Origin of the sequence: Nocardia nova, from assembly GCF_002933465.1 — a bacterium.
GTDB lineage: Bacteria > Actinomycetota > Actinomycetes > Mycobacteriales > Mycobacteriaceae > Nocardia > Nocardia nova_B.
The window spans coordinates 1-11,022 of record NZ_PSZE01000055.1; the positions used below are offsets into that span (position 1 = coordinate 1).

10 protein-coding genes and 1 pseudogene are annotated in these 11,022 nt (G+C 67.9%); 7 read left to right on the top strand and 4 right to left on the bottom strand.

From position 1 onward, the window contains the following. The 6 genes and pseudogenes from C5E41_RS32145 to C5E41_RS32170 form a co-directional block, all read left to right on the top strand. Positions 1–266, top strand: a pseudogene (locus C5E41_RS32145) (acetyl-CoA C-acyltransferase); the annotation flags it as partial. Positions 267–386: 120 nt separating this feature from the next. Then, on the top strand, positions 387–1,304 hold the full coding sequence (locus tag C5E41_RS32150; protein WP_258081403.1) for an alpha/beta fold hydrolase: 918 nt from the start codon (positions 387–389) through the stop codon (positions 1,302–1,304). Beyond that, positions 1,301–1,885 carry a flavin reductase family protein gene (locus C5E41_RS32155; protein ID WP_104379445.1) on the top strand — a complete coding sequence of 195 codons (585 nt, stop codon included), beginning with the start codon at positions 1,301–1,303 and terminating at the stop codon, positions 1,883–1,885. Before C5E41_RS32150 ends, C5E41_RS32155 begins: the two co-directional genes overlap by 4 nt. Positions 1,886–1,892: 7 nt before the next feature. Then, positions 1,893–3,083, top strand: coding sequence for an acyl-CoA dehydrogenase family protein (locus tag C5E41_RS32160; RefSeq protein WP_104379446.1), 1,191 nt, complete (start codon positions 1,893–1,895; stop codon positions 3,081–3,083). Further along, positions 3,080–4,018: an LLM class F420-dependent oxidoreductase gene (locus tag C5E41_RS32165; RefSeq protein ID WP_258081404.1), complete on the top strand. Its 939-nt coding sequence runs from the start codon at positions 3,080–3,082 to the stop codon at positions 4,016–4,018. The genes C5E41_RS32160 and C5E41_RS32165 overlap by 4 nt, the downstream gene beginning before the upstream one ends. Before the next feature lie 9 nt (positions 4,019–4,027). Further along, positions 4,028–4,615: a PaaI family thioesterase gene (locus C5E41_RS32170; RefSeq protein ID WP_104379447.1), complete on the top strand. Its 588-nt coding sequence runs from the start codon at positions 4,028–4,030 to the stop codon at positions 4,613–4,615. Positions 4,616–4,996: 381 nt separating this feature from the next. Here the strand turns inward: C5E41_RS32170 and C5E41_RS32175 are convergent, their stop codons facing one another. The 4 genes from C5E41_RS32175 to C5E41_RS32190 form a co-directional block, all read right to left on the bottom strand. Continuing rightward, complete coding sequence (locus tag C5E41_RS32175; RefSeq protein ID WP_104379448.1) at positions 4,997–6,088, bottom strand: Gfo/Idh/MocA family protein; 1,092 nt, start codon at positions 6,086–6,088, stop codon at positions 4,997–4,999. Between the two features lie 47 nt (positions 6,089–6,135). Then, the gene (locus tag C5E41_RS32180) at positions 6,136–8,397 is read right to left on the bottom strand and encodes an acyl-CoA dehydrogenase (protein ID WP_219823306.1); all 2,262 of its coding nucleotides are present in this window, start codon (positions 8,395–8,397) and stop codon (positions 6,136–6,138) included. A 65-nt stretch (positions 8,398–8,462) separates the two neighbouring features. Beyond that, positions 8,463–9,455: a MaoC family dehydratase gene (locus C5E41_RS32185; RefSeq protein WP_104379449.1), complete on the bottom strand. Its 993-nt coding sequence runs from the start codon at positions 9,453–9,455 to the stop codon at positions 8,463–8,465. Beyond that, positions 9,452–10,318 carry an HpcH/HpaI aldolase/citrate lyase family protein gene (locus C5E41_RS32190; protein WP_104379450.1) on the bottom strand — a complete coding sequence of 289 codons (867 nt, stop codon included), beginning with the start codon at positions 10,316–10,318 and terminating at the stop codon, positions 9,452–9,454. Before C5E41_RS32190 ends, C5E41_RS32185 begins: the two co-directional genes overlap by 4 nt. 196 nt (positions 10,319–10,514) lie before the next feature. Here C5E41_RS32190 and C5E41_RS32195 point away from each other — a divergent pair. Continuing rightward, positions 10,515–11,022: acyl-CoA dehydrogenase family protein (locus C5E41_RS32195; RefSeq protein WP_181063528.1), on the top strand; the 508-nt coding region annotated here is incomplete at its 3' end.

Consider the following 11,022-nt stretch of genomic DNA (forward strand, 5'->3'; position numbering starts at 1 on the left):
CCGATGTCGCGCTGTGGGAGATCAACGAGGCGTTCGCGGCCGTCCCGATCGCGGCCTGCAAAAAGCTCGGTATTGATGATGAACTCGTCAATATCGCGGGCAGCGGATGCAGTCTCGGCCATCCGGTCGCCGCGACCGGCGCGCGCATGATCGTCACCCTGATGTATGAGCTGCGGCGCCGCGGTGGTGGATACGGTGTTGCGGCGATGTGTGCGGGCGGCGGCCAGGCCGGGGCGGTGCTGATCGACGTGCCGAAGGGGCAGTGACCGCGCTACTGGTTGACACTTCTGTCAGATATGGTTGGTAAAGCCGTCGCACGGGTGCCTAGGCCCGGATGCGGCGCTCCGCGCGGAGCAGCCGTCGGCGGCACGGAAGGGAGCAGTCTCGTGCGTCATCTCGAGCACAGTCTGCCGGGCGCCGGAGTACGCCTGGCCGCCGATCGCTGGGTCGGCGATCACGCCGATGGCCGCGGCGTGGTGGTGTTGCTGCACGGCGGCGGCCAGACGCGGCACTCCTGGCGGCGCACCGGAATCCGGCTGGCCGAGGCCGGCTGGGTGTCGTATGCGATCGACCTGCGCGGGCACGGCGACAGCGACTGGCATTCCGGCGGCGACTACAGCGTCGCGGCCCTCGTCGAGGACCTGCGTAAGGTGCTCGTCCATATCCGGCAGGAGAATCCGGGCCTGCCCGTCGCCCTCGTCGGCGCCTCGATGGGCGGCAAGATCTCCCTGATCGCGGCCGGTGAGGACACATCGGTCGCGCAGGCGCTGGTCCTGGTCGACATCGCCGTCCGCGTCGAGGTCAGCGGCGGTCGCCGGGTTCGCGAGTTCATGCAGAGCGCGCCGGACGGCTTCGCCTCGCTCGAGGAAGCATCCGCGCGGATCGCGGCCTACAACCCCCATCGCCCGCGGCCGTCGAGCGTCGACGGGCTGCGCAAGAACCTGCGGTTGCGCGGCGACCGCTGGTACTGGCACTGGGACCCCGCGCTGATGCGATCCACCGATGGCGACGACGACCGGCCGGTCAGCCCTCAGATCTACGAGCGGGCCAAACGGGCGGCGCAGCGGATCACCTGCCCGGTACTACTGGTCCGGGGGCAGCTGTCCGACGTCGTCTCCGACGAGGGTGTCGCCGAAATGCGGGAACTCATCCCGCACTCCCAGGTGATCGACGTCCGCGAGGTCGGACACATGGTCGCCGGCGACGACAACGACGTCTTCACCGCCAGCCTCATCGACTACCTGGATTCATCGCTCTCGGCGCGTGGTAGCTCGCCGGACATCTCGAAAGGAACAACGACATGACAATCGACGTCGATGCGGCGAACAAGGTCCTCGGTGGCCTGCGTCCGTTCCCGGTCGCGGTCACCACGATCGACGGCGGATTCGCCAACGGCCTGATGAGCCTGTCCGCCGGCTCGATGAGCATCGTGCCGGAACTGCCGCGCGCCACGGTCAGCCTGACCAAATACAACAAAACCCACGACATGGTGCTCGAGTCCGGCATATTCGTGATGCACCTGCTGAGCGCCGTGCCGGAGCAGATCGACGCGTCGCTCGACATTCTGATGACACTGGGCGGCAGCTCGGGCCGCGACGGAGACAAGATCTCGAAACTGCGCACCAAGACCGGGGTCACCGGCGCACCGATTCTGCGCGACGCGCACAGCTACGTCGAGGCCCGGGTGATGGCCACCCTGGATGTCGAGGAGAGCACCATCTTCGTCGGCGACGTGGTCGCCGCGGAAATCCTCAACCCCGGCGAGCGGCTGCGCATCGGCGAAGCGTGGGGCAAGTTGCCGGCCGAGTGGATCGAGCAGTACGAGACCAACCACGTGCCACAGCTCGAGAGCGCTCGCTCCTACCGCGCCGCGGCCCGGAGCTGAGTATCCGATGCCCGCACTCACCTCCGATCAGATCGATGACGCCCGGCTGACCGGCGCGTGGGAACTGCCCGAGGAGTTCCGGCTGCTGCGCGAGACCGTGCGCCGATTCATGGATTCCGAGGTGCGCCCCCTCGAGCAACAGCTACCGCACGATGCCGCCGGGCTGCCGCGCGAGCAGCTGATTGCCTTGCAGGACAAGGCCCGTCGGCTGGGGCTGTGGGCGCTCCAGACGCCCGAGCGACTCGGCGGCGCGGGGCTGAGCGTGCTCGGCCAGGTCGTGGTAGCGGAGGAAGCCGCCAAATGCCGGATGGGCGCGTTCTTTCCGGCGCTGGGCGCATTCGGTGGCAACCCGCCCAATGTGCTGTTCAAGGCGACTCCCGAACAGTTCGCGAAATACGCTCAGCCCATCATCGACGGCACCGCCACCAAGGCGTACACCGCGATCAGCGAGGCTTCCGGCGGCTCGGACCCGGCGCGCGCGATCACGCTCAAGGCCGTGCGCGATGGCGACCACTACGTACTCAACGGCACCAAAATGTGGACCAGCCATGCGAAGGACGCTGACTGGGGGGTCGTGTACGCGCGTACCGGCGAAGGGCGGCAGGGGATTTCGTGCTTCATCATCGAAAAGGACACGCCTGGCCTGTCGTTCCGTCGAATCGGCGTGATGGCGTCCTTCGCACCCTACGAATTGCATTTCGACAACGCCCGGATCCCGGCCGAGAACTTGATAGGCACCGAGGGCAAGGGATTCTCACTCGCCAGTGACTTCCTGGTACACGGCCGGATCATCTACTCGGCGGGACCGATCGGCATCGCGCAGACCGCACTCGAGATGGCCTGCAGCTGGGCCAAGGACCGAGACGTCTTCGGTGGCAAGCTGGCCGACAAACAGGGAATCCAGTGGATGCTGGTCGACAGCGAAGTCGAGCTGCGGGCGGCCCGGCTGCTGATGTATCAGGCCGCCTGGAACGCCGATCTCGGCAAGGACGTGAAGATCGACGCCTCGATCGCGAAACTGTACGGCACCGAGGCGGCCTTCCGGGTCGTCGACCGGTGCATCCAGATTCACGGCGCGCTCGGTCTGGCCGACGAATTGCCGCTGGAGCGGTGGTTCCGGGATCTGCGGGTCAAACGCCTGGGGGAGGGGGCGACCGAGGTGCAGCGGGTCGTCGTCGCCAGAAAACTGCTCGAATGAAAGCGGATATCGTGAGCCTGAAATTCAATCTGATGTTCCCGATGCGGGCGGTCAAGCACTATCCGCGCTGGATCAGCGAATCCGACTTCGGCGCCGTGGCGAAGTTCGTGGAGGATGCCGGATTCGACGGCCTGTCCGTCAGCGAGCACCCGTATCCGGACAAGAAATGGCTGGCCAACGGCGGCCATCACGCCTTCGACCCGTTCGTCGCGCTCGCCATCGCCGCCCAGGCCACAAGCCGGTTGCGCCTGATCACCTATGTGATGGTCGCGGGTTATCGCAGTCCGTATCTGGGTGCGAAATCGGCGGCGTCGCTGGATCTTCTGTCGGGCGGGCGGCTGACACTCGGCCTGGCCGCCGGCTATCTGAAATCCGAATTCGAGGCGCTCGGCGCCGATTTCGCGCACCGCGGCGCACTGCTCGACGAGGCCATCGCGGCGATGCGCGCGACCTGGGCCGGTGTCGACCACGACGGCCCGCAATTCGGGGCGACAGGCCATATTTCGCTGCCGGTCCCGCAACAGCAGGGCGGGCCGCCGATCTGGATCGGCGGTAACAGCGCCGCGGCGCGGCGTCGCGCGGTCGAACTCGGCGACGGCTGGCTGCCGATGGGGCAGTCCGCGGAGATGGCCGCGATCACCCGGTCGCTGCCCCTGGAAGATATCGGCACGCTGCGCACCATGATCGGCGAGCAGAACGCCCGGCGCGCGGACCTGGGCAAGTCCGCGCTCGATGTCTCCTTCGTGCCGTTCGAGGCGAACCTGCTGCACAGCGGCGACAGCACCGCATTCTGCGACGCGGTCGCGCCGCTGCTGCCCGAGTACGCGGATGCCGGGGTCACCTGGATCACCGTCGAACCCGCCAGTCGCAGCATCGACGATTTCCGGGCCGACATCTCGATGATCGCCGACCGGCTGATCAAGCCGAATCGGTAAGCGCTGCCGATGGTTTCGCAACTTCCCGATACCGCCGCGCGCACGACATCCGACTATGCCGAACTGGCCGAGACCTTCCGCAGATTGCAGGCCGCCGTCTGTGCCGCGGCACCGCCGCCGGACGTGACCCGCCGTTTGGTCGACAAATTAGGCTGCACCGCAGCGGAATTGGAACGCTACCGCGTACCCGAGCGGCAGCGTCCGGCTCATCAGCGGCCGACCCTGGAGGTGACGCATCCCTCGCTGATCCCGTATGTCATCACCGAGGTCGGCGCGACCCGGCTGGAGGCGGTCGCCCAGTTCACCGATGCGCACCTGGGTGGCAACGGTGCGGTCCACGGTGGCCAGATCCCGCTGCTGTTCGACGATCTGCTCGGCATATTCGTCGGAATGAAGGCTCAACCGGGTTCGCGCACGGCTTATCTCGAGGTCGATTACCGCCGCATTACGCCGATCAATCGTCCCTTGCGCGTGGAGGCAGCCATCGATCGGATCGAGGGCCGCAAGACGTTCATCAGTGGCCGACTGCTCGACGGCGAGCACCTGTGTGCGGTGGCGGAGGCCCTGTTCGTGCGGTTACTGCCCGGACAACCCTAGCTCCTGGCATTCGGCAGTTGGCCGGCACCGCGCGGGCATCGGTTCTGCGAGCGGTCCGTTCGGCGGATACAGCCGCCGAGCGGACCCACACTGGCCGGTCCCCGGTGATGCGACCACTCGGTGTTTGAGTCCGGGTTCGATCGGTTCAGTTGATGTCGCAGGCCACGGGGTGGTGGGTGTGGCTGCAGCGGGCAGCGTACTCGGACGGGGCAGATTGAACCGGTCGATGTGGTGTGCCCCGGAGGCGCACAGCGCGTAGGCCGATAGCCGGGTCGCTACAGGTAGCGGTGACGACCCGGCGTGCCCGCCGAGCAGACGATTACTGTGTTTGGCCGCGGTGATGGCTGATGTAGCTGTGCCCGTTCATAATTCGATGCCCGCTCACAATTCGACCCATCCCGCACCCGCCGAACTCTGGCGGGCGGCGGTGACGATGCGCTGTACCCGCAGCCCGTCCGTGAGGTCGGGGACGTCGGGGGTCGGCTTGCCGTCGAAGGCCGGAAGCCAATCCTCGAGCAGCAGCGCCAGTTGCCGCGCCGCCCCTTTGCGTGCCCCGCCGTCGAAGGACAGGGCGCCCGAGCGCGGGATGCGCGACGAGCCGGGTGCGGTGCTCAGTCCGGGCTCCTCGGCGGTGCCGGCGAGCAGGGTGCGTTCGAACAGCGTGCCCTCGATGGCTACCGCACCGTCGCTGCCGGTGATGTCGAGGTGATAGGAGGCGCCCGCGTGCAGGCCCATCGCGGTCAGCGTGTGGGTGGCCACGACCCCTGATTCGAAGCGGATCAGCAGCGCGGCGGTATCGTCGGCGTCGATCTCGAGCAGGGTACCGTCGGGGCGCTGGCGGGTCGGGACGGTGGTGCGCACATCGGCGCACACTGCGGCCGGCTCCCCGAACAGCCAGCACAGGTAGTCCAGGTCGTGGGCGCCGAGACCCAGCAGATAGCCGCCGCCGTCGGCGCTGCGGTACATCCACTCCGATTGCAGCGGATGAGCCGGGTGCCAGTAGTCGACGCGGGCACTGACCCGCGCCGAATACGGGGTGCCGAGATAGCCGCCGGAGATCAGTTCGCGCGCCGCGTACTTCTCCGGTGACCAGCGGTCCTCGAAACACACCGCGTGGGCGACCCCCTTGTCCTGCGCGCGGGCGAGCATATCGCGCGCATCGTCGTCGGTGAGTGCCAGCGGCTTCTCGCACAGCACGTGCTTTCCCGCCTCGATCGCGGCCAGGACCTGATCGTGGTGGGCCACCGTAGGCGTCGCGATGGAGATGACGTCGAGGTCGTCGCGCTGGACGAAGGCGGCCCAATCGGTGCTCAGATCCGTGATCCCGGTCCGGCTACCGGCCTTGCCGACACTGGCCTCGGTTCGCGCACACAGCGCCACCACCTCGAATTCTGGGACCGCCCGGAATGCGGGCACCTGCACGTGCACACCCCACCCGACGCCGACGATCCCCACTCGCAACCGATCAGACACCGCTTCTCCTTGTTTATTCGGGATCTCCGATAATGTTGTGCGAGTTACTATTTCGGCATTCCGAGCACGCGTTCGGCGAGGATGTTGCGCATGATCTCGGTGGTGCCGCCGGCGATCGTGGACGAGCGCGACATCAGATAGTCGTGCTGTGCGGCGGCGCCGGTCGCCGAGGTGATCGCGGCGGGACCGAGCACCCTCAGATGGGTGTCGCCGATCGTCTGCATGGTCGTACTCCAGACCAGCTTGATCACCGAATGCTCGGCGCCCGGCGTACCGCCGGCGGCGATCCGGCCCAGTGCGCGCTTGCCCAGGAGTCCGACCGCGCGCGCCTCGCCGAGCCGGTCGGTGAGTTCGGCGCGGGCATGCGGCGCCAGCTCGTGTCCGGCCAAGGCGGCGACCAGATCCAGCACGGTCTGTTCGAGACGTCCGGCCATCATGATCACCCCGGCGCGTTCGAAGCCGAGTGTCGTCATGGTGACCTTCCACCCCTCGTGCAGCGGGCCCAGCAATGCGGTGTGTGGCACGCGGACATCGTCGAAGAACACCTCGGCGAATCCGCCCTCACCGGTGATCTGGGTGATCGGGCGTCGGGTGATTCCGGCGGAGTCCATCGGGACCAGCAACGCCGAGATTCCCTTGTGCGGGGGCGCTTGCGGATCGGTGCGCACCAGCAGCAGGCAGTGCGTGGCCTCCATCCCCTCCGAGGTCCAGATCTTCTGGCCGTTGATGACGAATTCGTCGCCCTCGAGCACCGCTCGGGTGCGCAGACTGGCCAGATCACTGCCCGAACCGGGCTCGGAGAAGCCCTGACACCACACTTCGGTGCCGGCCTGGATGGCGGCCAGATGTTCGCGCTGTTCCGGGGTGCCGTAGTGCATCAGGGTCGGGGCCACATTGTTCACGCCCAGCACCCCGGCCAGCAGCGGCGCGCGCGAGCCGGCCAGTACCTGGTCGCAGGCGACCTGATCGACGATCGACAGCCCGCGCCCGCCGAATTCCTCGGGCCAGTGCGGTGCGATCCAGCCCGCTGCGTGCAGACGCTGTTGCCACGACAGCCGGGCCGGGAACGAATCGTCGGCACCCCATTGCTCGCGATGTAGCGGCAGCAGGGTTTCAACGGCGGCGGCGAGTTCGGCGGCGGGACTGCCGGGCGTGACCTCGGCGGCCACGGTCGACGCGGCCGCGTGCCGCGTCGGGTCCAGGCGCTCGCGCGCGGCGCTCGTGCCGCCGAACAGCGGGGCCGCGGCGCCGGCCCGGCGATAGTAGAGGTGGGCCTCATGCTCCCAGGTGAAGCCGACTCCGGCCAGCACCTGGATGTAGTCCGCGGTGACATGCTGTGCGGCCGTGACGGATTCGAGCAACGCCAAGGCGACGGCCTGATCCAGGGCAGCGGCGCCCGCGCCGGAATCCAGCAGCCCGGCGACCTCGCGGGCGGTGGCTCGCGCCAGTTCGACGCGAGCCAGCATGTCGGCACACTTGTGCTTGACGGCCTGGAATGCGCCGATCGGTTTGCCGAATTGTTCGCGGGTGGCCGCGTAATCGACTGCCGCCCACAGGCAGTGGCTCGCGACGCCGGTCAGGTCGGCCGCCAGGGCCAGTCCCGCGGTGACCAGGCTGCGCCGGATCGCCGCCACCGCGTCGTCACCGGTGGCGAGGACCGTACCCGCCGCCCGCTGCAGGTTCACCGCGCCCAGCGGGCGCAGCAGATCCAGGCTCTGGATTCGCTCGATGCGTACCGCCTGCGCATCGGAGGTGGGTACCACGATCAGCAGTGGGCCGGATTCGCCGTCGGCGAGCGCGAGGACGACCTCGGCCTCCGGCGCCAGGATCAACTCCGCGGTGCCGGAGACCATCACCCGGCCGGGGTGGTCACCGGCCACGGCTTCGAATCGCCCCGCGACCGCGGGCATTCCGGTGTGTTCTGTCCACGCGACGGCCGGGACGACGCGGCCCGAGGCGATCTGCGCCAGTAGGTCGCCGCCGGCGACATTCGGTGCGCTCAGCGCGCCGAGGGCGCCCGCGACGGCGATGACCGGAGCCGGTGCCACCACCGAGCCCAGCGCCTCGGCTGCCACGGCGAAATCGGCCCAGCTGCCACCGGATCCGCCCAGGGATTCGGGGATCGGCAGTCCCGCGACGCCCATCTGCGCGAGCTCGGACCACAGCGTGACTTCGCTGACCCGATCCGGGTCCTGGACGAGCTTGTGCGCGGAGCCGGGACCCCAGTGGCGGCCGAGCAGCTGTGCGATCGTTTCCACAAGCGACCGCTGCTCTTCGGTGTCGGCAACGACTACAGACGAATTGATCACAGGTTGTCCCCTCCGGCACACGCAAAGAACAAAATCATATAAATGATTATGCCATGTGAGATCTGTTAGGCCAGCAGTGCGGTGAAATGCCAGTCCAGCACCTGTCGGTCGGTACCGGCGGTGTCGTGGGAGAACACGCGCGAGCGCAGGTCCAATAGCCCACCGCTATCGCCCAGCGCCGTCGCGCTCTCGACGGTGAGCTCGCTGGACAGGGTGTCGCCCTCGTACACGGGGCCGGTGTGATCACACGACCGCCAGCCCAGCACCGTCACGAGGTTGGGCAACGCGCGAGTGGCCTGCGCCAGGGCTATACCGATGGCATGTCCGCCGTAGACCAGCCGGCCGTGTTCGCCGACCCGGTAATCATGGTGTGTCGCAGCGATATTCAGGCTCAGGCGGGCGAATTCGGGAGCGTTCGAAACGACGTCACCGCTCGAGTGCCGGATTTTCCCGGCCAGCGCCGGATCGAAGTGGGTGCCCGGCACCGCCGCACGGAAGGCGCGCAGGTCCCACTGCTCGGGAGCGGTCCGTGCCGGTTGCGCGTCGGTGCCGATGTGCGAGAGGTCGTCGTCGGGCACGAGCCGGGCGGGATCGGGCTTCTCGCTCAACGGCAGCATCGCGCAGCGGTGAAAATCGAGCACGGTCCGTTCGAGGTGGTCGGTGCAGGTGATCCGCAGCGCGGCCATGCCGGTGGGATGGCGCCCGGGTTTGACGGAGTTCTGCCGGAGTCCGACGACCTCGGTCCGGGTGCGCAGCGTGTCGCCGAGGGCGGGGAACCGATGGAAATTCAGTCCGCGGTAGAACAGGTTGGCTTTCACTCGCCGGGTCACGATCGTGGATTGGCCGATGGCGACATCCCAGACCAGAGCGGGATGGGCGAGCGCCGCGCCGGTGACCGCGGTGGACAGGTGCCGGTCCAACGCCAGCCGCAGGCGATCGCCCGCGATGGCCTGGTGCGCGGCGGCGAGGCCGTCGGTCAGCGTGATGGAGGGCGCGTCGTCGAAGATCCGGCCCACCGACAGGTCGTCGAAGTAGGGCCCGTCGCCGGGTGTGGTCATGACTGTTCTCCTCCGATTCGTGTCAGTACCCGCCGGGCGGCGATCGCGACGGCCTCGTCCAGCATGCGGTCACCGAGCCGGGCCACCCCGGCGCCGAGCCGGGTAGCCTCGTCGAGTGCGGCGAGGACGGCGCGGGCGTGTTCGACCGCAACCTGGTCGGGAGTGAATTGTGCTGTGGCCGTGGCAATCTGGGTGGGATGCAACACCCACTTGCCGTCGAATCCGGCTTCGTACGCCCACCGGACGCTGCTGCGGAAATCGTCGTTGTCGGCGACGGTGAGATGTGGTCCGTCGATCGCCGCGACGTCGTTGGCCCGCGCCGCCAGCAGGATGCGATCCTGGATGGCCGCCCATCGCCGCGGTGGCAGGTCCGCGCCGCGGCCGAGTGCGGCGCCGAGATCGGCGTATCCGATCACGACGGCGGCCAGGGGAGCGGTGGTCCGGCAGATGTCGTCGGCGGCCAGTACGCCGCGCGGCGTTTCGATCAGCGCCTGCAGGCTCGCAGGATGGCCGTCGAGCAACACGTGTGCGCGCTCGAGCGTCGCGGGGTCTTCGACCTTGGGAATCACGATGCTGTCCACGGTGCTGGTCGCGGCGAGCGCGCGCAGATCGTCGTCCGCCCACGCGGTCGCGAACCCGTTCACCCGCACCGCAACCGAGCGCGCCGGATCGCGGTCGATCCCGCGCAGCAGATCCGCGACGAGCCCGCGCGCCGATTCCTTGGCGTCGACGGCGACCGCATCCTCGAGGTCGATCACCACCTCGTCGGCACCGGCGTGCAGCGCCTTGACGATTCTGTGTTCGGATGCGCCCGGGACGACGAGGACGGCGCGTCGCCGGACCGGTTGGTGCTCTGACGGCATAAATGTGCTCCCGAGCTGGAATGGCAAATGTGCGGACATTTGCTCGGTGGATGACCTGTGAGTGCTTGGCGGTCGATCCGCACGTTAGCAATGCATCTGGTGGGTGTCGACCTTGCAGTACGGCGTATGCTCAGCCAGGCGAACCAACATTTCGGCAAATGGACGTACAAATTGTCCGGAGCCTGGAGGAGACGACGTGAACCACGGATGGCTGAGCGGTGAGGAGGTCTTGCTCGTCGAGACCGTCCGGACCTTCATCGAGCGGGAGGTCAAGCCGAAGGTACAGGAGTTCGAGCACGCCAACCGGTATCCGGAGGAGTGGATCGAGCAGATGAAGCGGATCGGCATCTACGGCTTGGCGGTGCCCGAGGAATACGGCGGCACTCCGGTGTCGATGCCCTGCTACGTTCAGGTCACCGAGGAATTGGCGCGCGGGTGGATGAGCCTGGCCGGGGCGATGGGCGGACATACCGTCGTCGCGAAACTGCTGACGATCTTCGGCACCGACGCGCAGCGGAAGGCCTACCTGCCGCGGATGGCCACCGGTGAGCTGCGCGCGACGATGGCGCTGACCGAACCGGGCGGCGGTTCGGATCTGCAGGCGATGACCACCCAGGCCAAACGCGACGGCGACGAGCTGGTCATCACCGGAGCCAAGACCTGGATCAGCAACGCGCGCCGGTCCGGGCTGATCGCGCTGCTGT

Bases quoted from the DNA above. Each gene is read 5' to 3' on its own strand.
- C5E41_RS32160 (WP_104379446.1), top strand. From the start codon at position 1,893: ATGCCCGCACTCACCTCCGATCAGATCGATGACGCCCGGCTGACCGGC.
- C5E41_RS32155 (WP_104379445.1), top strand. From the start codon at position 1,301: ATGACAATCGACGTCGATGCGGCGAACAAGGTCCTCGGTGGCCTGCGT.
- C5E41_RS32185 (WP_104379449.1), bottom strand. From the start codon at position 9,455: ATGACCACACCCGGCGACGGGCCCTACTTCGACGACCTGTCGGTGGGC.
- C5E41_RS32190 (WP_104379450.1), bottom strand. From the start codon at position 10,318: ATGCCGTCAGAGCACCAACCGGTCCGGCGACGCGCCGTCCTCGTCGTC.
- C5E41_RS32170 (WP_104379447.1), top strand. From the start codon at position 4,028: ATGGTTTCGCAACTTCCCGATACCGCCGCGCGCACGACATCCGACTAT.
- C5E41_RS32165 (WP_258081404.1), top strand. From the start codon at position 3,080: ATGAAAGCGGATATCGTGAGCCTGAAATTCAATCTGATGTTCCCGATG.